A 25424-nucleotide genomic window follows, 5' to 3' on the forward strand; every position below is an offset into this window, starting at 1 on the left:
CGCGCCAGCCACACCGGAGGCCAGGCATGATCCGCCGCCTCAACGACACCTCCGACCTGGTCCGCGCCTTCCCGCGCGTGCACTTCGTTGGCATCGGCGGCACCGGCATGAGCGGCATCGCCGAAGTGATGCTGACCCTGGGCTATGAAGTCTCCGGTTCCGACAACGCCGACAACGCAGCCACCCGCCGTCTGGCGCGGTTGGGCGCGCGCGTGATGCGTGGTCACTCCGCTGCCAACGTGCTGGGCACCGACTGCATCGTGGTTTCCAGCGCTATCCGCGAAGACAACCCCGAGCTGATGGAAGCGCGCAGCCAGCGCATTCCGATCATGCCGCGCGCGGCGATGCTGGCCGAGCTGATGCGTTTCCGTCGCGGCATCGCTGTCGCCGGTACCCATGGCAAGACCACCACCACCTCGCTGACCGCCGCGATCCTGAGCGAAGGCAAGCTGGACCCGACCTTCGTGATCGGCGGCCAGTTGTTGGCGGCCGGTGCCAACGCCAAGCTTGGCGGTGGCGAATGGCTGGTAGCCGAGGCCGATGAAAGTGATGGCAGCTTCCTGCGCCTGAATCCGCTGGTTGCGGTGATCACCAACATCGACGCCGACCATCTTGAGAACTACGGCAACGACTTCGCCCGCGTGCAGGCAGCGTTCGCCGAGTTCCTGCAGCGCCTGCCGTTCTACGGCTTGGCGGTGCTGTGCATCGATGACCCCGAAGTGGCCGCACTTGCCGCCAAGACCCCGCGTCACGTGATGAGCTACGGACTGAGCAGCAATGCCGACGTACGTGCCGAAGACGTGGTGCAGGATGGCCCGCGCATGCGCTTCACCCTGCGCCTGCCGGAAGGCACCAGCGTGCCGGTCACGCTGGCGCTGCCGGGCAAGCACAACGTGCTCAATGCGCTGGCCGCCGCTGCGGTGGCCTGGCAGTTGGGCGTGGCGCCGCAAGACATCGCCGCCGCGCTGGAGAAGTTCGAAGGCGTTGGCCGTCGTTTCAATGACCTCGGCGAAGTCACCACCCACAAGGGCGCCAAGGTGCGCGTGATCGACGATTACGGTCACCACCCGCGTGAGCTGGAAGCGGTGTTTGCCGCTGCCCGTGGCGGTTGGCCGGACAAGCGTCTGGTGGTGGCGTTCCAGCCGCACCGTTACAGCCGTACCCGCGATCAGTTCGATGCCTTCGCAGCGGTGCTGTCGGAAGTGGACGCACTGGTGCTGAGCGAGGTTTATCCGGCCGGCGAAGCGCCGATTCCCGGTGCCGATTCCAAGTCGTTGGCACGCGCGATCCGCGCGCGCGGCCGCAGCGAGCCGGTGGTGGTGAGCCACTCCGCCGACCTGGCTTCGGTGCTGCCGGATGTGCTGCAGGACGGCGATCTGCTGTTGATGATGGGCGCCGGCGACATCGGTGCCGTTGTCCAGCAGGTGGTCACCGAAGGCTTCAAGGAGGCCAAGGGCGAATGATGCTTGTCGCGCTGCCGCTGCGCCGTACCCACGCAACCGCACTGCGGGCTGCGGCGGTCGCGCGCGGCCGCGCCGCAGGGGAGGGCGCACGATGAATGCCGTCCTGCGCATGCTCGCCTGGTTGCTGGCCATCGCCCTGGTGGTATTGCCGGTGGTTGCGGTGGTCAACGGCTGGGTCGGTGCCGAGCGCTGGCCGCTGGCCAAGCTGCGCGTGCACGGCGAGTTCAAGCGCGTGCCGCCCGAGGATCTGCAGAAGGCCTTGCTGCCATATGCACGCTCGGGCTTCTTCGCGGTGAAGTTGCAGGACGCGCAGGCGGCAGTGGAAAAGCTGCCGTGGGTGGAGAGCGCGCAGGTCCGCAAGCAGTGGCCGGATGTGCTGGAAGTGAGCATCGTCGAGCACCGTCCGTTTGCACGTTGGGGCAAGGATCGGCTGCTGTCCGAGCAGGGCCGCTTGTTCGCGGTACCGCACGGTCTGGAGCACGCGCCGCTGCCCGAACTCGATGGCCCCGATGGCATGACCACCGAAGTGGTCGAGCTGTACAACGATTCCCGCGCACTGTTCGCACCGGCCGGTGTGGACGTACGCAAAGTGGTGATGGATGCGCGTGGCAGCTGGTCGCTGGGGCTGGATAACGGCACCGAAGTGGTCATCGGTCGCAACGATGCACGCTCGCGTCTGAGCCGCTTCGTGCGCGTACTGCCGCAGCTGACCCGCACCCAGGTGCCGATCGTTCGCGCCGACCTACGCTACACCAATGGATTCACGCTGAGCTGGGGAACCCCACCGCCGGCAACAAAGCAGACGCAGGAAAGGACATGAACCGCAAGGGAGACAAATCACTGATCGTTGGCCTGGATATCGGCACCTCCAAGGTGGTGGCGTTGGTCGGCGAGTACTCGCCGGGCAGCCCGATCGAGGTCATCGGCATCGGCTCGCATGAGTCGCGCGGTCTCAAGCGCGGCGTGGTGGTGGATATCGAATCCACCGTACAGTCGATCCAGCGCGCCATCGAAGAAGCCGAGCTGATGGCCGGCTGCGAGATCCGTTCGGTGTACGCCTCGATCTCCGGCAACCACGTGCAGTGCCGCAACTCGCAGGGCATCACTCCGATCCGCGAAGGCGAAGTGAGCTGGGGCGATCTGGATCGCGTGCTGGAAGCGGCCAAGGCCGTGGCCATCCCCGCTGACCAGAAGATCCTGCATGCGATCCCGCGCGAGTACGTGCTCGACGATTCGCAGGAGGGCATCCGCAACCCGGTCGGCATGACCGGCGTGCGCCTGGAAGTGCATGCCCACCTGGTGGTGTGCGCACAGTCAGCCGCCGCCAACGTCAGCAAGTGCGTGCAGCGATGCGGCCTGCAGGTGGACGATCTGGTGCTGTCCTCGCTGGCCTCCAGCGTTGCCGTGCTGACCGCCGACGAGCGCGAGCTCGGCGTGGTGATGGTCGACATCGGCGCCGGCACCACCGACATCGCGGTATTCATCCAGGGCGCGATCTGCCACACCGCATCGCTGCCGATTGCCGGTGACCACGTCACCAACGACATCGCCCACATGCTGCGCACGCCAACGCCGGAAGCGGAGCAGATCAAGGTGCGTTACGCCTGTGCGCTGGCGCAGATGGCAACGGCCGAGGAAAGCATCCAGGTGCCGTCGGTCGGCGATCGCCCGCCGCGTCGCATGCCGCGTCATTCACTGGCGCAGGCAGTGCAGGGCCGTTACGAGGAAATCTTCGAGATGGTGCAGGCCGAACTGCGCCGCTCGGGCTTCGAGGAAATGGTGCGCGCTGGCTTGGTGCTCAGCGGCGGCGCCTCGAAGATGGAAGGCGTGGTCGAGTTGGCCGAGGAGATGCTGCAGATGCCGGTACGCGTGGGCATCCCGCAGCACGTCACCGGGCTGGGCGAAGTGGTTGGCAATCCAGTGCACGCCACCGGCGTCGGCCTGCTGCTGATGGGCAGCCAGATCGAACACCCGCGTCGCCCGTCGCTGCCCACTGGGCGCGCCGGCAGCATGTTCAACAAATTGAAGAATTGGTTCCGCGGCGAGTTCTGATCGCGGTACTGGTGGTAGAGCAGTGAGGCAGTCAGAAGGGCAAGCAGTAAGGCAAGACGAAGTGCTGTAACGCAGTCATTGAAGCAAGCAACAACCACCGTGCAGGGGCAACCCGAAGCGGTATACCTAAAACAACTCGCCGGTGCGGGCGGGCGCAGAAGGAGAAGGATTCTTCCCGGATGCCCGAACCAATCACGGCAATAGAGAGGACATGGACATGGCGCATTTCGAACTGATTGAAAAGATGGCACCGAACGCGGTGATCAAGGTCGTTGGCGTGGGCGGCGGCGGCGGCAACGCCGTGGCGCACATGGTCAACAGCAGCGTGGATGGCGTGGAATTCATCACCGCCAACACCGACTCGCAGGCCATCAAGAATTGTGGCGCCAAGCTGCAGCTGCAGCTGGGTACCAACGTAACCAAGGGTCTGGGCGCAGGCGCAAACCCGGAAGTCGGCCGCCAGGCCGCACTGGAAGACCGTGAGCGCATCATGGACGCCCTGCAGGGCGCGGACATGGTGTTCATCACCGCCGGCATGGGCGGCGGCACCGGCACCGGTGCTGCACCGGTGGTGGCACAGCTGGCCAAGGAAATGGGCATCCTGACCGTGGCCGTGGTCACCAAGCCGTTCCCGTTCGAAGGCCGTCGCCGCATGCAGGTGGCGCTGAAGGGCATCGAGGAGCTGAGCCAGCACGTCGATTCGCTGATCACCATCCCGAACGAAAAGCTGATCACCGTGCTCGGCCGCAACGCCACCATGGTGCAGGCTTTCCGTGCTGCCAATGACGTGCTGCAGGGCGCCGTGCAGGGCATCGCCGACCTGATCGTGCGTCCGGGCCTGATCAACGTCGACTTCGCCGACGTGCGCACCGTGATGTCGGAAATGGGCCTGGCAATGATGGGCACCGGCACTGCACGTGGCGATGACCGCGCCCAGGCCGCTGCCGAAGCCGCGATCCAGAATCCGTTGCTGGACGACGTGAACCTGGCCGGCGCCAATGGCGTGCTGGTCAACATCAGCGCCGGCACCGACATCACCATGAGCGAGTTCGACGAAATCGGTCGCACCGTGCATGCCTTCGCTTCGGAAGACGCCACTGTTGTGATCGGCACCGTGATCGATCCGGATCTGGGTGACGAGATCAAGGTGACCGTGGTTGCCACCGGCCTGAACCGTGCCGTTGCCAAGAACGCACAGCGTCCGGGCGAGCGCGGCCCGATCAAGCTGGTGCGTAACGCCACCACCGGCCAGGCCGAGTTCGACGAGTACGAGAGCCCGGCCGATGCCGTGGCCAAGGCTGTGGGTCACACCATGGGCATGGGCCTGCGTCGTCCGAGTTCGGACACCGTTTCTGCTTCCAGCTCGTCGGCGTCGTCGGCTGCTGCAGAGCTGCCGAATGACTACCTGGACATCCCGGCGTTCCTGCGCCGCCAGGCTGACTGATGCGGTAGCGGGGGCCATCCAGGCCCGATCATCGCGTGCGCCGGCAACGGCGCCGTGGGTCGGACTGGTCGGCGCCTGGAAACAGAGCTGATACGTCGGGGCTGTCCACCCCGGCGGGAATACCATGTCCTTTATCGCCGGGCCAAGGCCGGCCCGGCGATATTTTCGGTACTGGACGGAAGCTGACGGCCGAATCTGGCGCTGCGAAGGGCGCGTGTTAACGCGTGTTATTCTTGTTTGTCCCCCTGGCTGCGCCTGCGCGGCCCCTCCGGCCTTACATACACATGATCCAGCAACGCACTCTCAAGAACACGATCCGCGCTACCGGCGTCGGCCTGCACAGCGGTGACAAGGTCTATATGACCCTGCGCCCGGCACCGGTCGACCATGGCATCGTGTTCCGTCGAGTGGACCTGGACCCGGTGGTGGAAGTCCCGGCACGTGCCGATCTGGTCACCGAAGTCACCCTGTGTACCGGTTTGACCTGTGAAGGCGCGAAGATCCAGACCGTTGAGCACCTGATGTCGGCCCTGGCCGGCCTCGGCGTGGACAACGTCATCGTCGAGCTGTCCTCGGCCGAGCTGCCGATCATGGACGGCTCCTCTGGCCCGTTCGTGTTCCTGCTGCAGTCGGCGGGCATCGTCGAGCAGGGCGCGGCCAAGCGTTTCCTGCGTATCCTCAAGACGGTGGAAGTACGTGACGGCGACAAGATCGCCCGTTTCGAACCGTACGAAGGCTACAAGCTGGGTTTCACCATCCAGTTCGATCACCCGATGATCCCGGCCAAGCAGTCGCGGGTGGAGATCGAGTTCTCCTCCGCCGCCTACATCAAGGAAATCTCGCGCGCCCGTACCTTCGGCTTCATGCGTGACCTTGAGTACATGCGTGAGCGCAACCTGGGCCTGGGCGGCTCGATGGACAACGCCATCGTGCTGGACGAGTTCCGCGTGCTGAACGATGACGGCCTGCGTTACACCGACGAATTCGTCCGCCACAAGATCCTGGACGCCATCGGCGACCTGTATCTGGCCGGTGGGCAGGTGCTGGGCGCCTACGAGGGCTTCAAGTCCGGGCATGCGCTCAACAACAAGCTGGTGCGTGCCCTTCTGGCCGACCAGACAGCCTGGGAATGGGCCAGCTACGACTCGCCGGCCGCCGCCGAGCCGGTGCTGTACGGCATCCCGGCCTACGCCTAAGTTAAATAGCGGTTAGGACCTAGGAGACGTGGCCTTCACAGGTTACGACTAGTCCTAATTGTCATCATTGTGTGAACCCGATCCGGGTTTCAGTCTGAATTTAACTATTAATTAACAAAAGACTAACTCCTTCGCTGCATTCCGCGGCTAGGATTCCTGCTGGCTTCAATCCGGTCCGTAGAGACGACCGGGTGGAGACCGGGGCCAAACAGGCCTCCGGTGACCCTTCAGGACTTTGTTGATTTCACATCCTGCAGGGCAGCCAAGGCGTCGCGCAGTCCTTTGTGCGTGGTTTCGCTTACTGCTGTGCTGCGTTGATCGTTTCGCACTGGGGAGTGCGCAGACGCAGTCGCAGTCTTGACGGTCACCCGGGTGGCCGTCAGCCCGATGGATCGGGCCGCGTCGAGCAGCTGGTCTTCGGCAAGCCTTACTTTGGCGTGCCACACCGGCGATTCGACGAGAAAAACGAGGTGTTCGCCGTCCACATTGGCCAACCGGCAACGGTTTGCCAGCGCCGGCGGCAAATGGGGGCGCAATTGCCGGTCCATCGCATCGAGCCACAGGGCTCGGCGCAGCGGATTACCTGCTTTGTCCGCCATCGCCGCTTCCAGCGCCTGTTTGGGCGCGGAACGGGAACGAACACTGGATTTCGGCTCTGACATAAGAATTTTTCAATGACATTTAAAAAGATCGTAATCAAAACGCGTGAACAGAAGGCCAAGACGCCGCTTTCACGCGTTCAGATGTTCTTCGAGGATCGTCCTCAAGCCCTGTTGGGTAGCGTACTTGGCCTTGGCTGCCTGATGGGCGTGGCCCTGAGCTTCGCCATCGGCATGGCCGGCGACGCGGCGCTGCAGTCCAAGGTTGACCACCAGGAGCAGGAGCTGGCCAAGGTTCGCGCCGATGCGCAGACCCAGGTCAACGCACTGGCCGCCCGCCTCGGCGAGCTGCAGGCGCAGGCGACCCGGCTCAATGCGCTGGGTGAGCGCCTGACCCAGATGGGCAAGCTGGAAGACGGCGAGTTCGACTTCCAGGAAACCCCGGGTATGGGTGAAGGCGAGCCCGGCCCGACCCAGGATATCCCGGTCAGCGCGGTAAACAGTGACTTACAGGTGCTGGAGCAGCGTTTCGCTGCTTCAGGCAAGCAGTTGTCGGTGATGGAATCGCTGCTGTTCGACCACCAGCTCGAGCAGAACGCCGTGCCCTCGCGCATGCCGATCCGCAACACCTACGTCACCTCCAGCTTCGGTGGCCGTGCTGACCCGTTCGGCCGCGGTGTGGGCAATCACAAGGGCATGGACTTCCACGCCCGCGTTGGCGACCCGGTATTGGCCGTTGCCGATGGCGTGGTCAGCTTCTCCGGGGTCAAGGGCGGTTACGGCAATGTGGTCGAGATTGACCACGGCAATGGATACAAGACCCTGTACGCACACAATTCGCGCTTGACCGTGCGTGAAGGTGGCCTGGTCCGTGCCGGTCAGGAAGTGGCCAAGGCCGGCTCCACTGGCCGTTCCACCGGTGCCCACGTCCATTTCGAGGTCTGGCAGAACGGCGTGGTGATGAATCCGCGCAAATTCCTCGGCGAGGGTGGCAATACGCCGGTTGGCCGGGTCAGCCGCGGCTGATGGGTGGCAAGTCAGCTCCGGCTGACTTGTTTCGGGGTGCTTGAAACCCAAGCGTTCGCCCCAAGCTACAATAGGCGTTGCCATCGACAGGGCGCATTGCGCCCTGTTTCGTTTGTGACCGGTGAACCCAGGGGGTGAGCCAGGTCGCACGGCATTTCATTCAAACCGGTTCCTTCAATGATCAACAGCCTGCTTACCCGCGTTTTTGGCAGCCGTAACGAGCGCCAGCTTCGCCAGCTCAACCGTATCGTCGCCAAGATCAATGCCTTGGAGCCGGAGACCCAGAAGCTCTCCGACGACCAGCTCAAAGCCAAAACCACCGAGTTCCGTGAGCGCATCGCCGCCGGCGAAGCCCTGGACAAGGTGCTGCCGGAAGCCTTTGCGGTCTGCCGCGAGGCCTCCCTGCGCGTGCTGGGCATGCGTCATTACGACGTCCAGCTGATCGGCGGCATGGTCCTGCACCTGGGCAAGATCGCGGAAATGCGCACCGGTGAAGGCAAGACCCTGGTGGCAACGCTGCCGGTCTACCTCAACGCGCTGGAAGGCAAGGGCGTGCACGTGGTCACGGTCAATGACTACCTGGCCCGCCGCGACTCGGCGCAGATGGGCAAGCTGTACAACTGGCTGGGCCTGAGCGTTGGCGTGGTCTACCCGGGCATGCCGCATGGTGACAAGCGTGCTGCCTATGACGCCGACATCACCTACGGCACCAACAACGAATTCGGCTTCGACTACCTGCGCGACAACATGGCGCTGACCCGCGCCGACCGTTTCCAGCGCGGCCTGCATTACGCCATCGTCGACGAAGTCGACTCCATTCTGATCGATGAGGCGCGTACCCCGCTGATCATCTCCGGTCCGGCCGACGATTCCCCCGAGCTGTACATCCGCGTCAACCGCGTGGTGCCGGGCCTGATCAAGCAGGAAACCGAAGAAGGCGAGGGCGATTACTGGGTCGACGAGAAGGGCAAGCAGGTATTCCTGTCCGAAGCCGGCATGGAACACGCTGAAGAGCTGCTGCGCGAAGCCGGCATCATCGGTGCCGACAATGACAACGGCCTGTACGCCGCGCAGAACCTGACCGTCGTCCACCACCTCAACGCCGCCCTGCGCGCGCACGCCATCTACCAGCGCGATGTGGACTACATCGTGCGCGATGGCGAAGTGGTCATCGTCGATGAATTCACCGGCCGTACGCTGGCTGGCCGTCGCTGGTCCGACGGCCTGCACCAGGCGGTGGAAGCGAAGGAAGGCGTGCCGGTACAGCGTGAGAACCAGACGCTGGCCAGCATCACCTTCCAGAACCTGTTCCGCATGTACAAGAAGCTGTCCGGCATGACCGGTACGGCCGATACCGAAGCGTTCGAGTTCCAGAGCATCTATGGCCTGGAAGTGCTGGTCATCCCGACCAACAAGCCGACCGTGCGCAAGGACTACCCGGACCAGGTGTTCCTCAACCGCAAGGGCAAGTTCAACGCGGTGCTGGCGGACATTGAAGAATGCGCCAAGCGCGGCCAGCCGGTGCTGGTGGGTACGACCTCGATCGAAACCTCGGAAATGCTGTCCGAGCACCTGCGCAAGGCCGGCGTGCAGCACGAAGTGCTCAACGCCAAGCAGCATGACCGCGAAGCGACCATCGTCGCCAACGCCGGTCGTCCGGGCTCGGTCACCATCGCCACCAACATGGCCGGTCGTGGTACCGACATCGTGCTCGGCGGCTCGCTGGAGACCGAACTGCACGAGCTGGGCGAAGAGATCAGCGACGAGCAGAAGGCCGCAGTGAAGGCTGCATGGCAGGAGCGTCACGAAGCGGTCAAGACCGCTGGCGGCCTGCACATCGTCGGCACCGAGCGCCACGAATCGCGTCGTATCGACAACCAGCTGCGTGGCCGTTCGGGCCGTCAGGGTGACCCGGGTTCGTCCCGTTTCTACCTGTCGCTGGAAGACAACCTGATGCGCATCTTCGCCTCTGACTGGGTGCAGAAGGCGATGCGCATGATGGGCATGAAGGAAGACGACGTCATCGAAGACCGCATGGTCAGCCGGCAGATCGAGAAGGCACAGCGCAAGGTTGAAGCGCACAACTTCGACATCCGCAAGAACCTGCTCGACTTCGACGACGTCAACAATGATCAGCGCAAGGTGATCTACGGCCAGCGCGACGAGCTGCTGGACGCAGAGTCGGTGAAGGAAAACATCGACGGCATCCGCGGCGACGTGATCTATGACCTGGTGACCCGCTTCGTGCCGCCGAACTCGGTGGACGAACAGTGGGACCTGCAGGGCCTGCAGGCCACGCTGGAAGGCGAGCTGGGCGTGCAGATGGACGTGATCGGCCTGGTCAAGGCGCACGAAGAACTCGATGCCGAGGCGATCGCGCAGAAGGTCATCGACTTCATGGACGCGCACTTCGAGCAGAAGGAAGCAGCGGTTGGTGCCGAGACCATGCGCGCACTGGAGAAGCACGTGATGTTGACCGTGCTCGACCAGAGCTGGAAGGAGCACCTGGCGCGCATGGATTATCTGCGCCAGGGCATCTACCTGCGTGGTTACGCGCAGAAGCAGCCCAAGCAGGAGTACAAGAAGGAGGCCTTCGAGCTGTTCTCGGAAATGCTGGAGAACGTCAAGCGCGAAGTGATCACCATGCTGTCGCGCGTGCGCGTGCGCAGCGAGGAAGAAGTGGCGGCAATGGAACAGCTGGAGCGCCAGCAGGCCGAAGCACGCCTGCAGATGTCGCAGTTCCAGCACCAGGACAACGGCGGCTACAGCGCCGACGAAGAGGCGGCGGAAGTGCTCGACGAGGCCAACGCGCCCAAGGTCGGCCGCAACGACCCCTGTCCCTGCGGAAGTGGCAAGAAGTACAAGCACTGCCACGGTCAACTGAACTAAGAAGAAGCCCCGCCAAGTGCGGGGCTTTTTTTTGAGCGCCGCCCTGTAGTGCCGAGCCATGCTCGGCAGGGCTTCACCGGTAATGCCCCTGCCGAGCATGGCTCGGCACTACAGGTGATCACCATGTGGGAGCGGCGTCAGCCGCGAAGCTGGGCATCCTGCCGGGCGAGCCATCTCTACACTCTGATGGTGCATCTGCTTCGCGGCAGACGCCGCTCCTACAAAATGGCGCCGTTCCGGTATGGATGCAGCGCAGCGAACGATTGCACCAACAGCCCTGTTTTCGGCATGCTCAAGGCATGACATCCCCTTCACGCTCGATCCACGTCGTGGCCGCCGTCATCACCGACGCGCGTGGCCGCATCCTGCTCAACCGGCGTACCGGCGATAGCGACATGGCCGGTCTCTGGGAGTTCCCCGGCGGCAAGCGCGAGCCGGGCGAGACCTCGGAGCAGGCGCTGGCACGTGAACTGCGCGAGGAGCTTGGCATCGAGGCTGAGATCGGCGAGTGGGTGATGGACGTGCCGCAGATCTACCCGGACAAGCGCCTGCGCCTGGAAGTACGCACTGTGCGCCAGTGGAAAGGCACGGCGCGTGGGCGCGAAGGCCAGGCCATCACCTGGGTTACCCCGGACAAGCTGTCGCGCTATTCGATGCCGCCGGCCGATCTGCCGGTGGTGGCGGCCTTGCGCCAACCCTGCCACTACCTGGTCACGCCTGAGCCGACCGAGGGCGATGAGGCTTGGCTGGCGTCGATCGAGGCCGCCATTGCCGGTGGCATCCGCCGCATCCAGCTGCGCACCCCTCTGGCGCCGAACCGCGAGGCCTTGGCCAGAACCGTGGTCGAGCGCTTCGGCAAGCAGGTGGAAGTACTGATCAACCGCGACATCGCCCTGGCCAAGGCGCTGGGCGTTGGCGTGCACCTGGGCAGCGAGCAGGTGGTGCAACTGCAGGCGCGGCCGTTGCCGGAGACATCGCTGGTAGCCGCGTCCTGCCACGACCTTGCACAGCTGCAGGCGGCACAACAGCTGGGCTGTGATTTCGCAGTGCTGGGGCCAGTGCGGGCAACCGCTACCCATCCAGAGGCCGCGGGTCTTGGCTGGGGCGCATTCGTTGAACTGCGCGAGCGGGTATCGCTGCCGATCTATGCAATCGGCGGGATGGCGGCTGCTGATGTCGAGACCGCACGCAGGCATGGTGCTCTGGGCGTGGCCGCGATTCGCTCGCTGTGGCCGCGGGCCTGAGCAGCTGCAGGCGTAGCGCGCTTACAGCGTGATCCAGAAGCAGTTGTATTGGCGGCGCAGGTGCAGGATGGTCCGCGTTGGCGTGGCGCTGCGTGGCAAGGTCTGCTCCAGTCGCAACGCGATGGGGCGCCGTGGGCCAGTTGGAGCATTGCTGATGACGTGCACGTCGGGATACGTAGTGCTTGCCTGCGTGTGATCGATCGGTGTTCCGTCGGTATAGGTGAACGGTTCGGTCGGCGCGGGAACGTAAGCCGGCTCTTCGGGAAATACCGGCGCGATGTCGATCAGCGGACGCTGCACGATTTCATCCAGCCTATCCATGACCCGGGTAGCGGCGGCGCTGGAAAGCCCGTTCCACAGATAGATGCCGGAGAGTCGATTGGGATCGCGCGCATCGGCCGCCGATTGGATCTGCGCGACCAGTTCGCTGAGCCGTCGTGCGCAGCTGTCGCGGTACAAACCACTGCCGCCGACCGCACGCGGATTGGGCAGCAGTCGCGCGCGTGCGCCCATCACTTCGCAGGGCTTGTCACCGTAGACGGTTTGCCCCTGCGCATTGGTGCAACGGTTGATCTGTTGCGCACGCGCGTCGAACACCGCCAGGGCGGGAAAGGTCAGCAACAGGAGTAACAGCAGGCGCATCGGCCAAGGGTAGCGGTTGGCCATGCGCGCAGGAAGTGATGACCGCTCAGCTTCGGCCAATGCGCTCCAGCACGGCATTGGTCGGCTTGGCCAGATTCAGCGTGTAGAAGTGCAGCGACGGTGCGCCACCTGCGATCAGTCGCTCGCACAACCCGGCGACGACATCGGCACCGAATTCACGGACAGCTTCAGCGTCGTCGCCGTAGGCCTGCATGCGCTTGCTGACCCAGCGCGGAATCTCGGCGCCACACTGTTCGGAGAAACGGCGCAGCTGGCTGAAGTTGGAGATCGGCATGATGCCGGGAATGATCGGCACCTCCACGCCCAGCTTGCGTGCCGCATCGAGGAAGTGGAAGTAGGCGTCGGCGTTGTAGAAGTACTGGGTGATGGCGGCATCGGCACCGGCATCGATCTTGGTCTTGAAATGGCGTAGATCGGTGAGTGCGTCGCTGGCCTGCGGGTGGGTTTCCGGATAGGCGCCTACTTCGATGCGGAAGGCGTCGCCATGCTCGGCGCGGATGAAGGCGATGAGCTCGGACGCATAGCGCAGGTCGCCCGGGAAACCCATGCCCGAGGGCAGGTCGCCACGCAGGGCGACGATGCGCTTTACGCCAATGGCACGGTAGAGCTTGAGCAGCTCACGGATTTCCTCGCGGGTGCCACCGACGCAGGACAGGTGTGGCGCCGCCTGCAGGCCGTGGTGCTGGTTGAGGTGGCGCACGGTCTCGGAGGTATAGCTCAGGGTCGAGCCGCCGGCCCCAAAGGTGCACGACACGTATTCCGGCGCATGGCTCTTGAGCTTGGCGGCGGTACGGTCCAGCTGGGCGCGCTGGTCATCGGTCTTGGGCGGGTAGAACTCGAAACTGAGCGCGGTCATTGGAAGCGGCCGGGTCTGACGGGATGCGGGTGATTATATCTCTCCATCAAGATGGATGTGCAATTGTTTCAGCCGAGACTTGGGGAAGCGGGCAGCTTGTGCCCCCTCCCTTTGCCGTAGGCAAGGGGAGGGCTGGGGAGGGGTGCTTTTGCTGTTGCTGTTGCTCCTGGCTCTTGACCTCCAGCACTTCGCTCGAACCCAGAATCAGAAGCAGCAAGCCAGGGCTGCTTGAAGCTGGAGCCACCCGCGCAGAGCACCCCTCCCCAACCCTCCCCTGCGCCTTTGGCGCAAGGGAGGGGGCGGATCGCTGCGTCGCGCAGAGGAGGGGGGGCGCTGTAGCGTAAAGAAGGGTCGGATCGTGGAAGGTCGGGCTTTGCCGCTTTGGGCATGTCATCGAACTACAGCAATCCGTTGGCTGTGCCATTTCTGGCAGCAACACCTCGCCACCGCAAACGACGCTCGGCTTAACGTCTGGTTTGCGATGATCGGTCGCCAACGCCGCCCCGGCGTCGCCCCAATCGGAAACCACCATGACCGCATCCAGCGCCATCCGCCGCGACGTCGGCCCCATAGCCCTGATGCTTACCGGCCTGGGTTCCATCATCGGCTCAGGCTGGCTGTTCGGTGCCTGGCGCGCCGCTGGCCTGGCGGGGCCCGGCGCGATCTGGGCCTGGGTGCTGGGCGCGGCCATCATCCTCACCATCGCACTTACCTATGCCGAGCTCGGCGCGATGTTCCCCGAATCTGGTGGCATGGTCCGCTACAGCCATTACTCGCACGGTTCGCTGGTCGGCTTCATCGCCGCCTGGGCCAACTGGATCGCCATCGTCTCGGTGATCCCGGTCGAGGCGGAAGCGTCTGTGCAGTACATGGCATCGTGGCCATGGCAGTGGGCGCAGGACATGTACGTGCAGCAGCCGGGCGGAATGGGCGAACTCAGTCATGCCGGCCTGCTGATCGCAGCGGTGCTGGTGGTCGTCTACTTCCTGATCAACTTCTGGAGCGTGAAGCTGTTCGCGCACTCCAACAGTGCCATCACCATCTTCAAGCTGGTCGTGCCGGCGCTTACCGGCGTGGCCTTGATCGCCAGTGGTTTCCATGGCGAGAATTTCTCGGTCGGTTTGAAAGGGCCGGGCACGCCGATCCTGGATTTCTCCGCGATCCTTACTGCCATTGCTACCGCCGGCATTGTTTTCAGCTTCAACGGTTTCCAGAGCCCGGTGAATCTTGCGGGTGAAGCGCGCAATCCCGGCCGCAGCATTCCCTTCGCTGTGGTCGGTTCCATCGTGCTCGCAGCGGTGATCTACGTGTTGCTGCAGGTTGCCTACATCGGCGCGGTGCCGAGCCAGATGCTGGCCGAGCACGGTTGGCATGGCATCGATTTCCGTTCGCCCTTTGCCCAGTTGGCCTTGATCCTCAACCTGCATTGGCTGGCGATGCTGTTGTACGTGGATGCCTTCGTCAGCCCCAGCGGCACCGGCATGACCTATACCGCAACCACCGCGCGCATGATCTACGGCATGCAGCAGAACGGCACCGCGCCCAAGGTACTGGGCAACATCCATCCGCGCTGGGGCGTGCCGCGGCCGGCGATGTGGTTGAACCTGGCGGTGTCCTTCCTGTTCCTGTTCTTCTTCCGTGGCTGGGGCACGCTGGCGGCGGTGATTTCGGTGGCTACCGTCATCTCCTATATGACGGGGCCGATCAGCGTGATGTCGCTGCGCCGCACTGCGCCGAACCTGCATCGCCCATTGCGGGTAGTAGCGCTGCCGATACTGGCAGGTGTGGCCTTCGTGATGGCCACCGAGCTGCTGTATTGGGCGCGCTGGCCGCTGACCGGCGAAATCATCCTGCTGATGGTTGTCGCCTTGCCGGTGTACATCTACTACCAGCGCAAGATTGGTTGGCATGATTTCTCGCGCCAGCTGAAAGGTGCGATGTGGTTGATCTGCTATCTGCCACTGTTGGCATTGGTGTCGTGGGCGGGCAGTACTGCCTTCGGCGGCGCTGGCTACCTGAGCTATGGCTGGGATCTGCTGCTGGTGGCTGCAATTGGTGTCGTGTTCTATCTATGGGGCGTGAACTCCGGTTGGCGCACGCCATCGATGGATGTGGCCGAACACGAGGCACAGGCGCAGGCCTGAGCCGGATGACGGATACCCACTGCTGGCAGTGGGCATGAATGCCGCGGTTCCGGTCTTCGCACCGATCGCCGACAATGTCGCCATCCTTTGTTGGAAGCGATGATGTCCATCTACTTGACGCCGTTTGCACGTACCCGCCTGTTCCCGCGCACGCCGCGCGCCAATACCATCCAGGACTGCAGCGCCGAGGAATTCGAGCAGTACTTGAACGCGCATGCCGCTGACAAGGTGCTCGATGGCTATGCACCGTTCTGCAAGTTGCATGTCTACAAAAACTGGACCAGCACCCGCTGCCTGACGGTGCCGGTCACCGAGCAGAACCGGCACTTGCTGCGTTCGGGTTACGAGGCGCGCAGCCGCGAGGAGCTGCCGGTACTGGTGCGCTGGTTTGAAGGCGTTGAGCCGGCCGTGGCCGAGTACCTGGTGGTCATCCTCTACAGTCGCGAACAGCTGCAGAAAGAGGGTTCACCCATCGATGCCGATTGGGGCGTGGTGGGCTGCCTGTACACCGCCACTGCCGAAGAAATTCCGATGGCGCCCATTACCATGATGCGCAATGCCTTGGGTGTTGAAGAAGGCGGCTCGGGCGTGCCGATTGACCGTGCGGCTTATGCGCGTGCCGTGGAGTTCTGGGGTGCCAATGCAAACTGGCGCTGATGCTGTGCCGCTCGCCGCGAAGCGAGGCGGTCTGTTCGCAATCAGTGGCTGGCATGTGCTGCTGGCGCTTCTGGTGTTCGTCGTTGAGGTGATCATCGCTACACGCCTGCCGCATGTGTCGTGGATACGTGCCTACCTTGGTGATGTGCTGGTGGTGATCCTGCTTTACGCAATGATCCGCAGCGTACTGCGCATCAATGATCATCTGGTTCTGCTGTTTGTGTTCGTGTTCGCTTGCGGCATCGAGTTTGCACAGTATTTCCATGTCGCTGAGCGGCTTGGCTACGTGCGTGGTGATGTCATGTACACGGTGATAGGCAATACGTTCTCGTGGGGCGACATCATTTGTTACGCAGTTGGCTGTGCGGCAACAGGGCTTATCGTGCTGCTAACGCGCATGTTTGGCCGTATTCATCGCTGAAGCACGCTGTATTGCGCGTCTGCACGAGAAACGCTGTAGACGCGCCTTTAACACGCCTTAACAGCTGTTCGCGTAGAATGCTCGGGCTCAGCATCATTCAGCGATTACGCACAGGCACCCTGCCTGTTGATGCTTGGACAGCCGGCACTACGCCTTTACCGGGATGATCCCGGTTTTTTCTGTCCCTGACCGTTCCCGTGGCCTTGCCGCGGGGCATTCCTTCGTGCGCATTACGGCCTGCGCGAACTCATGCAAGCCAAGGCCAAGCACGCAATCAACTCAGTAACGGGAGGACTGGTCCTGTCATGTCTACAGGTGAATCCACTATCCGCAATGAGCCGCTGCAAATCGAAGACATCACCGTCATCGATAAGGCAAAAGTAAAAAAAGCAGTCACCGCCGCCGCGTTGGGTAATGCGATGGAGTGGTTCGACTTTGGTGTGTATGGCTTTGTCGCCTATGCCTTGGGCAAGGTGTTTTTCCCGGAAGCGTCGCCCAGCGTGCAGACCATCGCCGCGCTTGCAACGTTCTCGGTGCCGTTCCTGGTGCGTCCGCTGGGCGGCGTGTTCTTTGGGGTCATGGGGGACAAATTCGGCCGGCAGAAAGTGCTGTCGGCAACCATCATCCTGATGGCAGTCAGTACCTTCTGCATCGGCTTGATTCCATCGTATGAAAGCATCGGCATACTCGCACCGATCCTGTTGCTGCTGTGCAAGTTGGCGCAGGGTTTCTCCGTTGGTGGTGAGTACACCGGTGCTGCAGTATTCGTTGCCGAGTTCGCACCTGACCGGCGCCGTGGTTTCCTCAGCAGCTGGTTGGATTTCGGCTCGATCATTGGCTTTGTCTCCGGTGCCGGCGTGGTGGTATTGCTGAGCAGCATCGTTGGCGAAGCGCAGTTCCTGGAGTGGGGCTGGCGCATTCCGTTCTTCCTCGCCGCGCCGCTGGGTTTGATTGGCCTGTACCTGCGCCACGCAGCGGAGGAGACACCGGCCTTCACCGAGCAGCTCGAACGCATGGAGAAAGAGGACCAAGACGCCGTCGGCAGCGCGCCGCGGATCTCCTTCAAGGAGATCGTGACCAAGTATTGGCGCTCGTTGCTGGTCTGTGTGGGTATCGTGCTGGTCACCAACGTCACCTACTACATGTTGCTGACGTACATGCCAACCTACCTGTCGCATAACCTGCATTACTCCGAGGACCATGGTGTGCTGATCATCATCGTGGTGATGGTGGGCATGCTGTTCGTGCAGCCGTTTGTCGGCATGGCCAGTGACCGCATTGGCCGCCGGCCGTTCATCGCCGCAGGTAGTATTGGTTTGCTGATTGCCGCGATCCCGGCGTTCCACCTGATCACCAGCGGCAATACCGGTTGGATCTTCGTTGGCCTGTTGTTGCTGGCGGTATTGTTGAACTGCCTGATCGGCGTGATGGCCTCAACCTTGCCGGCGATGTTCCCGACACGTGTGCGCTACAGCGCGCTGGCCAGTGCATTCAATATCTCGGTGATCATTGCCGGTGTCACCCCGACGTTAGCCGCCTGGTTGGTTGAGACCACCGGTGATTTGATGATGCCGGCGTACTACCTGATGGTGGTGGCGCTGATTGGCCTGGTAACTGCGTACTTCATGCACGAAACCGCCAGCAAGCCAATGCGCGGCGATACGCCGAATGCTTCCAGCCGCCGCGAAGCGCGCGAGCTGCTGCAGGAACAGTACGACCATATCGAAGCCAGCGTTGATGGCATCGATGCTGAGATCAACGACATGCAGGACAAGCTCGCCGACCTGGAGCGGCGCAAGCAGGCCTTGATTGATCGTCATCCAGACCTGGTCTGACAAGCTCCCTCCCTTGCACCGAAGGTGCAGGGGAGGGCGTTTGACTGTGTAGAGCCGAGCCATGCTCGGCTGGGGCTCTACCAGGAAAGCCTCTGCTGAGCCATGCTCGGCTGGGGTTCTACCAGGAAAGCCTCTGCCGAGCATGGCTCGGCACTACCGCTTCGCCCCTCCCTTTCGCGCAGCGAAGGGGAGGGTTGGGGAGGAGTGTTCTTCGCAAGAAACTCAACGCGCAGGCATCTCTGGTTTGCAGTCGTAGCCCGGACAAGTACAGCGTGCCCGGGGGCTTTTGGCGATCTGAAAGACCACGAAATCCTTGTTCCCCGGTGCGCTGCGCTTACCCGGGCTACGTCATTTCCGCTATCAATTCTTCGCGTTGATCAGGAACGCAGATCAAACATTGCACCGAAAACGCAGCGCATTGAGCTGCGGGAAGCGCGCGATGATGGCGATGGCGTCCTTCCAGTGCGTTTCAAAGGCCTCGTCCGGCACCGGCAGAAATGCAGGGTCCACGCCGTTGAAGCGGAACTCAATTCCCCGATCAGGTAATAGCTGACGGGTGATCGCAGTCGGCGTGCGGCCGTTGCGCAGGTGCCAGACAAGTTCTTCAATCACGGTATTCCAGGCTTCCACTTCAAGATCATCAATCCACTGCATGTGGCGGGTCCTTGGCTCGGTGGTAGTGCAGGGCAACGCGGGTAGGTGAAGTGCTGGGTACGGCTGAATCCGGATAAACGGTGACCGATCATCGCTCAAATGGGCTGGCACTGCGTTATCTGCGCTGTAGCGCTGTCCAAGCTCCTGGCCTACCTGCAAATCCATTGCATGTTCGGACATTCAAGAAGAATCTCAATTATCAATAGCTTCAAGGCCGGAAAACGCGGCTGTTGAATCAGCTTTCTGGCAGCGCAACGCAAGCAGTAACCGCTGAAACAAGACAGTTTTCGCGTATGAAAGGTGACAGTTGCTGCGCGCGGCGGCATGCGCTTTGTTCAAAGTGCAATGCCTGGGTTGTGAAAACCCATTGCGACGACTTCTGGTAAATTCCGCGAAAGGAATCCGATTGGTGTCTGCAGATTGCAGACGGTCATCACATCTGGAATAGGCATGGATAAGCTGAATAACCTTCTGGCACAGGTCGCTGTGCTGGGTAATGCGCAGCGTCAGTACCAAGTGCAGTGCGCCGAACTTGGCAGCAATGTGGTCGAGCGCTGGTGGGGGCGTGATGCCTTGTCCGCACACGCATCGACCGAAGTGGACGTACTTTCCACTAATCAGCACATCGATCTGGATGCATTGCTCGCCAAGCAGGCAGCGTTGCTGATCCGCACCGCGGATGGTGGTGAACAGCGACGCAGCGGTTTGATTGCTTCGGCGCAGCGAATGGGCAGTGATGGCGGATTGGTGCGCTACCGCCTGTCACTGCACTCCTGGACTTGGTGGTTGCAGCACGCGCGGCATAGCCGGGTTTTCCAGGACAGCAATGTGCGGCAGATTGTGGACGCTGTGCTGCAGGATTATCCGGATCTGGCCAACTGGCGCTGGGCTGAAGGCTGCGATGAGTTCATTGGCACGCGCGTGCGTAGCTATTGCGTGCAGTACCGCGAAAGTGACCTCGATTTTCTGCAACGGCTGCTGGCCGAGGAAGGCTTGGGTTGGCGGCTGTGTCAGGAGGAGCAAGCACCGTGCGGCAACAGCATGGAGATCTTCGCCGACAGCCAGACGCTGCCCGAGGATGCGGCCAGCGCCAAGGTTGGCGTGCGCTTCCATCGCAGTGATGCCACCGAGTCGAGCGACAGCATCCAGGCACTGGGCAGAAGCCGTGCCTTGGGCAGTACCCGCATCAGCCTGCTCAGCGACGATTACCGCTCCGTGCGTGGCATCACCGCGCAATTGCCGATGGATGGCGGCGGTGAGCAATCGCAGCGCGAGAGCTACGACCCGGTCGGCGCCTACGCTTTCAGCAACGCCGCCGCGGCAGCGTGGTACGCCAGGCTGCAAGCACAGTCGCATGAAGTGCACGGCCGCACCTGGCTTGGCCAGGGCACTGTGCGTGGTTTCCAATCCGGTACCTGGTTGCAGGTACTGCAGGCCCCGTTCTCCGCAGCACCAGAGTTGTTGCTGACCGAAGTGGAACACGCCGGCATCAACAACCTGCCCACCGATGTTCGCCACGCAATGAACGACGCGCTGGGCAAAGCGCCCATCGGCACAGCGGACGCAGCGCTATGGCAACAGGCCGAGAAAGTGGGCTATGCCAGCCGTTTCAAGGCTACCGAGCATGTAATGCCATGGCGGCCTGCGTTGGTGGATGGCACCGGCCAGCGCTTGAACCCGCGCCCGACCGCGCCCGGCTACCAGACCGCACGTGTGGTTGCCGCGCATGGCGGCAAGGGCCAGGACGTCCACGCAGATAGCATGGGCCGCATCCGCGTCTGCTTCCATTTCCAGAATGGAGAAGCCGACACCACCTGGCTGCGTGTCGCACAGCGTTACGCTGGCCCCGGCGTTGGCGCACAGTTCCTACCGCGTGTAGGCCAGGAAGTGTTGGTCGGCTTCCTCGATGGCGATATCGATCGGCCCATCGTCCTGGGCGCGCTTTATAACGGCCGCGGCGAAGCCGGCATCGCACCCACACCAGCCGGCGCCAGCGCCAGTGACGACCGCAGCGCCTACGCACAGGCCCGCGATGGCGCGACCAGCGCACAAGCCAACCTGAGTGGCGGCCACGCCCCGGCGTGGCACGCAGCGGGCGCAGGCGACGAAGCACATCGCAATCCCGGCGCAGTTTGGGGCATCCGCTCACGCGAATGGGAAGGTGGCCAAGGCAGTAATCACCTGCTGTTCGACGACAGCGACCAACAACTACGCGTGCAGCTGGCCAGCAGCCAACAGACCTCGCAGCTGAGCCTCGGTCATCTGCGTCACCAGGCCGACAACTTCCTCGGCAGCCTGCGTGGCACAGGGTTTGAACTGCGCAGCGACGCCTGGGGCGCAGTACGGGCAAGCTCCGGTGCCTGGTTCAGCGCCTATGCGCATCGCAACAGCAGCCCCGCCGGCGAAGCGGTGCAAGCAGCGGCCTTGCTCAATCAGCTGCAAAGCCTGAGCACACGCTTCAGCCAAGCCGCACGCACCCACCTGACCAGCACGTTGGTAATGAAGGACGGAGCACGCAGCAAGGACAGCTCCAGCCTCGTGCCGGATCAGGCACCGCTGGCTGCAATGCTGGCCAGCGCCAAGACCACGGTCGCAGGCGCTGATTTCGATGCTGCAAGCGGCGAAGCTGGGCAGCGCAAGGTAACAGCGGGGAATGACCGCGTCCCCCACAGCGGCGACCCGCTGCTGGGCTTTGCCGCACCGGCAGGCATCGTGCACGTCGCAGGGCAGGCATTGCACTGGTCGGTAGGAGAAGGGCTGCTGCTGGCCAGTGGCGGCGACAGCGACACAGCCGTGATGGGCAATGCGCGTCTGCATGCCGGACAAGCCATTGGCATGCTGGCGTGTGCGGTTGAGGGCGGCGCAGGCGATGGCAACGCATTGAGCGTGGTTGCCGGTACAGGTGGGCTGAATGTCCAGGCCCAGCACGACGAAGTTCGCCTGCAATCAAAGCAGGCGCTACGCGCTGCCAGCGCACAGGGTGTGGTGGAGCTTGCTGCAGGCAAGACGATTCACATCGCTACGAGCGGTGGCGCCAGCGTGACCATCGAGGGCGGGAACATCACGTTCAACTGCCCGGGCACGATTACTGTGCATGCGAGCAAGAAGTCGTTTGTGGGGCCTACATTTCTCTCCAGAGAAATGAACGAGTGGCCTCAATCGTCGTTCAATGAGAGTTTTTATGCGGAGTTTCAGGATGGGACTGCCGCCGCAGACTATCGTTATGAAATCTTGCGCGCGGATGGTGGGATTATACGAGGCGTGACGGATGCGCTAGGCCGTGTCCCTTTGCAGCGCGGTATCGGTCTTGAGTCGATGGAAATTAAATTACTGGGGCCAGATAGGAAGGACGGTGAAGCATGACTGCTTCAGTGGATCCGAAGCGCGAAGCGCACGGGAAAACAAGTAGGGATGGGGAAACCACCTTTGGGTGGAACTTGACATCAACAGCACTACAGGATGCGGTAAGGCTTGTTGTCCCACAAAAAAATGTTCTGCCAGTAATTTTTGTCCCTGGAATTATGGGGTCAAATTTGAAGGAAAGAATAAATGGGGGGAAAGGGAGGCCTGTTTGGAGGCTGGACAAGGGCCTCGGAGAAAAGCCGATATCAGTTGTTACACAATGGATGAGGAAATCTGCCGGAATACGTCAAAGCGTCCTGCATCCGCAACGTGTCGAAGTGGATCGTGGGGGTGCGATTCCGAGAAGATTAGCTGGCGATATAGGAAGTTTCGAACAGTACAGGGAGCGTGGCTGGGGGGAGGTTGGTCAGGCTAGCTATGAAGAATTTCTGGTGTGGCTGGAAGACAAGCTGAACAGAGAGCAGGCGATGACGGCGGCTGTCTATTGGAGGGATTTCAAAATTCCCGGTGCGATCGAGGCAGCTCCAACCGCGCCTGTTCTGATGGGATACAAAGCGCCTCAATTGCCAAGTGGGGTTGCGATGGAAATGCCCAGCTTGCCCCGTGGTGCGGAGAAGGGGGTGGTGGTCCCGATAACAACTGATGATCTTCTGCGACGCTCAAAATTCAGGATGCCCGTTTATGCATTTGGCTACAATTGGCTCGAAACTAATGAAATGGCGGCCAGGGAATTACGACGACGAATCGATAGTGTAATTGCTGAAAACAACGCTGGTGGCGCAGTTTGCAAACAGGTTGTGCTAATTACACATTCGATGGGTGGTTTGGTGGCGCGTGCGTGTCAGAGCCTCCCAGGAATGGAAAGAAAGGTGGCAGGAATTGTTCACGGGGTCATGCCTGCGTTAGGAGCGGCGGTAGCTTATCGGCGCTGTAAAGTTGGGATGAGGGATGAAGACGTTGGGGCCGGTTTTGCGATCGGAAACGACGGGAAGAAAGTTACTGCGGTTTTTTCGCAGGCGCCTGGGGCACTACAATTACTGCCGAATTCGAGCTACAGGCGTCAATGGTTGAGCGTGGAAGAGCCTGGCGGGAGAGTGTTGAATGTTCAACCCGTAAATAATCCTTACGATGATATCTATCTTCGCCGCGATCGGTGGTGGGGTTTGGTCCGAGAGGAATGGCTTCGTCCTGAGGGAGGGGTTCCGCTTAGTTGGGAACAATACGCTACAAATATTGGGGCGGCGAAGTTATTCCATCAGCGGCTAATTAACTCCTATCATAGGAATACTTACGTTTATTATGGCGGTGGTTCTGATAAGCCGAGTTTCGAAGCGGTGAAATGGGTAGTTAGGGATGATACCAATGCATATTTGGATCCAAGCAAGGATCGTCCGGATACGACGACAGTTGGGCGCCTTGGTTTTGGCGACGTGTCTGACCAAGGTGTTGGCCCCGTTTACATAAGGGAGGTGTTGACTGCTGAGCAACGTCAGGGGGCGTACCCGCGACAACCGTTGAGTTACTGGAGAATTGAATGTGCAATGCAGGATGGGGCAGGCGATGGTACGGTTCCGCTTTCCTCTGGCCGGGCTCCAATGGAATTGGGAGCGGATTGCATTCGTCAGCAGTTTAGATTGAGCGGATTCGCGCACGAAGAATCTTACCGTAATCGCGATGCGCAATACGTAACTCTATATGCACTTATGAAAATAGCTGGAGAGGCGGAGGTGCTCTAGTGAAAGAGTCAATTATCGCGCTTTCGATGTTGTTATTGGGTTTCACTTTATCTGGATGTGGCGAGCCTGGTGCTAAGGAGAAGGAAGTGATAGATGAGTTTACTCGGGATATGAGGGAAGACTGTCTCGGGCGGATGGTCATAGCTGTTCCTCGCCGATTTCAGTGGTCCCCATTCGCGATGGTTACCCTTTACTATGGGAAGGGTAGTGATTTTCGAACCGTAGAGGTTTCAGTTGTTGATCAGAATGTTGATCTGGGTGTTTTCGACCATCGTGTGGGCGAGCGAGTTGGCTCAATAAAGTCCGATATTAGCTTGGAGTCTGGTGCGTCGATTTTTAGGGGTGAGAGCAAAATCAGAGAGGGCGTTCGATTGGTTGAGCGGTATCAAAGTATAGAAACCACTCGTGCAGTTACCTATGAGGCGCACGTTTTGATCGACGGCGTGCAAGTGTTCATAAAGGGAGACTCCTATCCGGGCGATGGTGACACAGTATCCAGTCGCGTGGAGAAGTTAGTGGATCAGATAGAAGTGGCGAAAGCAGACAGCGGTGCTAAAGAAGGTGCCTTTTGCCTAGGACCGCTGCTGATTAGTTCGACCCAAGATTTCGAAGTGGCAAACTTTCAGACATCGCCGGGGCGTGGCCAAGAGGGGGTGTTGTTTGAGTTCTATACCAGCAGCATGGAGAAGTCGGGGTCGGGCGAGACATTGGTAAGTCGAGTCGAAGAGGCATCTGAATTTTTGGGGGGAGGAATGACTGTTCTCAGAAAGGGAGCTGTCTCTGTTGGTGGCGAAGAGGCGGAGCAAGCGCTTGTGCGAGTCGAGGAACTTGAAGGACGTCATTCTTTGTCCTTCGGGTTGTGGTCAATGCGAGCGACTCCAAGCTTGTCCACGCCTTCCTTCGTACTATCGATGAGTACGGTGACTGAAATTTCGAGCGAAGATATGAGTTTTGAGAATACTAACCCTATAGCATATGAAACTCCTCGCGGTCTGCCATCAGGTGATTCCCCAGTCAAGTTTGATTCGAAGTTGACTGACAACGAGGCTATGGGTTTGTGGGATGCAGTAGTTGCCAGCATTCGCCCGCGATAATGATTTGCTCCCGTTTGGGCGTAGTGAATTTCTCTGTCCGGAGATAACTGATTCAGGTGGGAATATTTTTGTTTTTTAGCGCGAGCCG

Annotated in this window: 19 protein-coding genes; 15 read left to right on the forward strand and 4 right to left on the reverse strand. The window is 61.5% G+C overall.

Features of this window, described 5'->3' with window-relative positions:
* Nucleotides 1-26 precede the first annotated feature (26 nt).
* The 5 genes from murC to lpxC all read left to right on the forward strand — a co-directional run bounded on the left by murC (nt 27) and on the right by lpxC (nt 6155).
* Nucleotides 27-1463 (forward strand): UDP-N-acetylmuramate--L-alanine ligase, encoded by a 1437-nt coding sequence (gene murC / locus Q5Z11_RS04400; protein WP_303748898.1) that lies wholly within the window; start codon nt 27-29, stop codon nt 1461-1463.
* Nucleotides 1464-1554: 91 nt separating this feature from the next.
* On the forward strand, nt 1555-2283 hold the full coding sequence (locus Q5Z11_RS04405; protein ID WP_303748899.1) for a cell division protein FtsQ/DivIB: 729 nt from the start codon (nt 1555-1557) through the stop codon (nt 2281-2283).
* Entirely contained in the window at nt 2280-3515 is a 1236-nt protein-coding gene (ftsA, locus tag Q5Z11_RS04410; RefSeq protein WP_303748900.1) for a cell division protein FtsA, read from the forward strand. The genes Q5Z11_RS04405 and ftsA overlap by 4 nt, the downstream gene beginning before the upstream one ends.
* A gap of 217 nt (nt 3516-3732) precedes the next feature.
* Nucleotides 3733-4959, forward strand: coding sequence for a cell division protein FtsZ (gene ftsZ, locus Q5Z11_RS04415; protein WP_303748901.1), 1227 nt, complete (start codon nt 3733-3735; stop codon nt 4957-4959).
* Nucleotides 4960-5243: 284 nt separating this feature from the next.
* Nucleotides 5244-6155, forward strand: a complete 912-nt coding sequence (lpxC, locus tag Q5Z11_RS04420) for a UDP-3-O-acyl-N-acetylglucosamine deacetylase (protein WP_303748902.1) — start codon at nt 5244-5246, stop codon at nt 6153-6155.
* A gap of 227 nt (nt 6156-6382) precedes the next feature.
* Here the strand turns inward: lpxC and Q5Z11_RS04425 are convergent, their stop codons facing one another.
* Nucleotides 6383-6817, reverse strand: coding sequence for a DciA family protein (locus Q5Z11_RS04425; RefSeq protein WP_303748903.1), 435 nt, complete (start codon nt 6815-6817; stop codon nt 6383-6385).
* A 12-nt stretch (nt 6818-6829) separates the two neighbouring features.
* On the opposite strand from Q5Z11_RS04425, the gene Q5Z11_RS04430 reads away from it, so the two are divergent.
* The 3 genes from Q5Z11_RS04430 (at nt 6830) to Q5Z11_RS04440 (ending at nt 11913) form a co-directional block, all read left to right on the forward strand.
* Nucleotides 6830-7780: a M23 family metallopeptidase gene (locus Q5Z11_RS04430; protein ID WP_303748904.1), complete on the forward strand. Its 951-nt coding sequence runs from the start codon at nt 6830-6832 to the stop codon at nt 7778-7780.
* Nucleotides 7781-7957: 177 nt separating this feature from the next.
* On the forward strand, nt 7958-10669 hold the full coding sequence (secA, locus tag Q5Z11_RS04435) for a preprotein translocase subunit SecA (protein WP_303748905.1): 2712 nt from the start codon (nt 7958-7960) through the stop codon (nt 10667-10669).
* A 299-nt stretch (nt 10670-10968) separates the two neighbouring features.
* Nucleotides 10969-11913, forward strand: a complete 945-nt coding sequence (locus Q5Z11_RS04440; RefSeq protein ID WP_303748906.1) for a Nudix family hydrolase — start codon at nt 10969-10971, stop codon at nt 11911-11913.
* Nucleotides 11914-11934: 21 nt separating this feature from the next.
* Here Q5Z11_RS04440 and Q5Z11_RS04445 read toward each other — a convergent pair whose 3' ends face one another.
* Together Q5Z11_RS04445 and metF are read right to left on the reverse strand one after the other, a co-directional pair.
* Nucleotides 11935-12579: a DUF4124 domain-containing protein gene (locus tag Q5Z11_RS04445; RefSeq protein WP_303748907.1), complete on the reverse strand. Its 645-nt coding sequence runs from the start codon at nt 12577-12579 to the stop codon at nt 11935-11937.
* 22 nt (nt 12580-12601) lie between these two features.
* On the reverse strand, nt 12602-13432 hold the full coding sequence (gene metF / locus Q5Z11_RS04450; protein WP_303748908.1) for a methylenetetrahydrofolate reductase [NAD(P)H]: 831 nt from the start codon (nt 13430-13432) through the stop codon (nt 12602-12604).
* 530 nt (nt 13433-13962) lie between these two features.
* Here metF and Q5Z11_RS04455 point away from each other — a divergent pair.
* The 4 genes from Q5Z11_RS04455 to proP all read left to right on the forward strand — a co-directional run bounded on the left by Q5Z11_RS04455 (nt 13963) and on the right by proP (nt 18489).
* A complete protein-coding gene (locus Q5Z11_RS04455) occupies nt 13963-15576 on the forward strand; it encodes an APC family permease (protein ID WP_303748909.1) in 1614 nt (537 codons plus the stop codon).
* Between the two features lie 102 nt (nt 15577-15678).
* Entirely contained in the window at nt 15679-16233 is a 555-nt protein-coding gene (locus Q5Z11_RS04460; RefSeq protein ID WP_303748910.1) for a DUF3228 family protein, read from the forward strand.
* A complete protein-coding gene (locus tag Q5Z11_RS04465) occupies nt 16217-16654 on the forward strand; it encodes a ribosomal maturation YjgA family protein (protein WP_303748911.1) in 438 nt (145 codons plus the stop codon). Before Q5Z11_RS04460 ends, Q5Z11_RS04465 begins: the two co-directional genes overlap by 17 nt.
* Nucleotides 16655-16959: 305 nt before the next feature.
* A complete protein-coding gene (proP, locus tag Q5Z11_RS04470) occupies nt 16960-18489 on the forward strand; it encodes a glycine betaine/L-proline transporter ProP (protein ID WP_303748912.1) in 1530 nt (509 codons plus the stop codon).
* Between the two features lie 390 nt (nt 18490-18879).
* Here proP and Q5Z11_RS04475 read toward each other — a convergent pair whose 3' ends face one another.
* Nucleotides 18880-19323 (reverse strand): hypothetical protein, encoded by a 444-nt coding sequence (locus tag Q5Z11_RS04475; RefSeq protein WP_303748913.1) that lies wholly within the window; start codon nt 19321-19323, stop codon nt 18880-18882.
* 270 nt (nt 19324-19593) lie between these two features.
* Here Q5Z11_RS04475 and Q5Z11_RS04480 point away from each other — a divergent pair, with 270 nt between their 5' ends.
* Genes Q5Z11_RS04480 through Q5Z11_RS04490 form a run of 3 tightly spaced genes read left to right on the forward strand, consistent with a single transcriptional unit; the run spans nt 19594 to nt 25336 of the window.
* Nucleotides 19594-22506, forward strand: a complete 2913-nt coding sequence (locus tag Q5Z11_RS04480; protein WP_303748914.1) for a type VI secretion system Vgr family protein — start codon at nt 19594-19596, stop codon at nt 22504-22506.
* Entirely contained in the window at nt 22503-24242 is a 1740-nt protein-coding gene (locus tag Q5Z11_RS04485) for an esterase/lipase family protein (RefSeq protein WP_303748915.1), read from the forward strand. The genes Q5Z11_RS04480 and Q5Z11_RS04485 overlap by 4 nt, the downstream gene beginning before the upstream one ends.
* Nucleotides 24242-25336: a T6SS immunity protein Tli4 family protein gene (locus Q5Z11_RS04490; RefSeq protein WP_303748916.1), complete on the forward strand. Its 1095-nt coding sequence runs from the start codon at nt 24242-24244 to the stop codon at nt 25334-25336. Before Q5Z11_RS04485 ends, Q5Z11_RS04490 begins: the two co-directional genes overlap by 1 nt.
* Nucleotides 25337-25424: the final 88 nt, after the last annotated feature.

This window comes from Stenotrophomonas sp. 610A2 (assembly GCF_030549615.1).
GTDB lineage: Bacteria > Pseudomonadota > Gammaproteobacteria > Xanthomonadales > Xanthomonadaceae > Stenotrophomonas > Stenotrophomonas pigmentata.

Bases quoted from the DNA above. Each gene is read 5' to 3' on its own strand.
- murC (WP_303748898.1), top strand. From the start codon at position 27: ATGATCCGCCGCCTCAACGACACCTCCGACCTGGTCCGCGCCTTCCCG.
- Q5Z11_RS04405 (WP_303748899.1), top strand. From the start codon at position 1,555: ATGAATGCCGTCCTGCGCATGCTCGCCTGGTTGCTGGCCATCGCCCTG.
- ftsA (WP_303748900.1), top strand. From the start codon at position 2,280: ATGAACCGCAAGGGAGACAAATCACTGATCGTTGGCCTGGATATCGGC.
- ftsZ (WP_303748901.1), top strand. From the start codon at position 3,733: ATGGCGCATTTCGAACTGATTGAAAAGATGGCACCGAACGCGGTGATC.
- lpxC (WP_303748902.1), top strand. From the start codon at position 5,244: ATGATCCAGCAACGCACTCTCAAGAACACGATCCGCGCTACCGGCGTC.
- Q5Z11_RS04425 (WP_303748903.1), bottom strand. From the start codon at position 6,817: ATGTCAGAGCCGAAATCCAGTGTTCGTTCCCGTTCCGCGCCCAAACAG.
- Q5Z11_RS04430 (WP_303748904.1), top strand. From the start codon at position 6,830: ATGACATTTAAAAAGATCGTAATCAAAACGCGTGAACAGAAGGCCAAG.
- secA (WP_303748905.1), top strand. From the start codon at position 7,958: ATGATCAACAGCCTGCTTACCCGCGTTTTTGGCAGCCGTAACGAGCGC.
- Q5Z11_RS04440 (WP_303748906.1), top strand. From the start codon at position 10,969: ATGACATCCCCTTCACGCTCGATCCACGTCGTGGCCGCCGTCATCACC.
- Q5Z11_RS04445 (WP_303748907.1), bottom strand. From the start codon at position 12,579: ATGGCCAACCGCTACCCTTGGCCGATGCGCCTGCTGTTACTCCTGTTG.
- metF (WP_303748908.1), bottom strand. From the start codon at position 13,432: ATGACCGCGCTCAGTTTCGAGTTCTACCCGCCCAAGACCGATGACCAG.
- Q5Z11_RS04455 (WP_303748909.1), top strand. From the start codon at position 13,963: ATGACCGCATCCAGCGCCATCCGCCGCGACGTCGGCCCCATAGCCCTG.
- Q5Z11_RS04460 (WP_303748910.1), top strand. From the start codon at position 15,679: ATGTCCATCTACTTGACGCCGTTTGCACGTACCCGCCTGTTCCCGCGC.
- Q5Z11_RS04465 (WP_303748911.1), top strand. From the start codon at position 16,217: ATGCAAACTGGCGCTGATGCTGTGCCGCTCGCCGCGAAGCGAGGCGGT.
- proP (WP_303748912.1), top strand. From the start codon at position 16,960: ATGTCTACAGGTGAATCCACTATCCGCAATGAGCCGCTGCAAATCGAA.
- Q5Z11_RS04475 (WP_303748913.1), bottom strand. From the start codon at position 19,323: ATGTCCGAACATGCAATGGATTTGCAGGTAGGCCAGGAGCTTGGACAG.
- Q5Z11_RS04480 (WP_303748914.1), top strand. From the start codon at position 19,594: ATGGATAAGCTGAATAACCTTCTGGCACAGGTCGCTGTGCTGGGTAAT.
- Q5Z11_RS04485 (WP_303748915.1), top strand. From the start codon at position 22,503: ATGACTGCTTCAGTGGATCCGAAGCGCGAAGCGCACGGGAAAACAAGT.